The organism is Pseudoalteromonas sp. P1-9 (genome assembly GCF_001399975.1).
Lineage (GTDB): Bacteria > Pseudomonadota > Gammaproteobacteria > Enterobacterales > Alteromonadaceae > Pseudoalteromonas.
On record NZ_LKBD01000117.1, the window covers coordinates 1 to 796 of the forward strand.

The following is a 796-nucleotide window of genomic DNA, read 5'->3' on the forward strand; positions in this document are numbered from 1 at the left end:
TTCAATGATGAAACGCTTTGATAACATCGCTCTATCCCAAGATGATATTGGCTGACGTTTCATATTACTTCGTTGACCTGTAATAAAATCAATGCCTTGCTCAGCAAGTTCCGCTTTTAAGTTTGCAGATACATAACCTTTATCAGCGTATAAACTACCTGTAACATTATCGACCATATCTGGTACAGGTTTTCTATCATCAACATTACCAGCGGTCACTTTTATTGCTAATAAACCACCTTCATCATTCATGATGAGGTGAAGTTTAAAGCCATAAAACCAGCCCATTGTTCCTTTGCCCCGTTTGGCTTCTCCCGCAAAAACTTGGTGGCGAGAAATACGCATGTTATGACACACCTTGAGAGAAGTAGAATCGATAAATGCAATGCCTGTTGGTTTATCAAAGCGCTGCTTCAGATAGCTACACAGAGCAGGTAATGTGGCCTGAAGTAACTTCAACATACGTGTATAACTGACTAAATCAGGAAAATAATGTCGCCAATACTGACAAACAAATTTGGTGTAGTAAGTTTTAAAGTCGCGAGAACCTGATTGATGAAAGGCAATTAATATGGTCATCACTTCGCTGGAGGATAGTCGGGATGGTTTAATGCGTTGTTTTTCACCTGATTCTATTAGGTGTTTAAGCCATTGAGATTCAAACAATAAACAAAAATCATCGACATCTACATAAATTGCATCTAAGTTATTCATGCCCTTGCCTCGGTAATCTTATGTTTCTTGGTCGAAAGATCTGATCATCGCAAGGGCATTTAGTTCCATTTCTTATGTGCAG

Annotated in this window: 1 protein-coding gene; it reads right to left on the minus strand. The window is 38.7% G+C overall.

The window, feature by feature from the left end:
- The coding region (locus tag AN214_RS21775) for an IS982 family transposase (protein ID WP_054981617.1) at positions 1-714 on the minus strand (714 nt) is incomplete at its 3' end.
- Positions 715-796 lie beyond the last annotated feature (82 nt).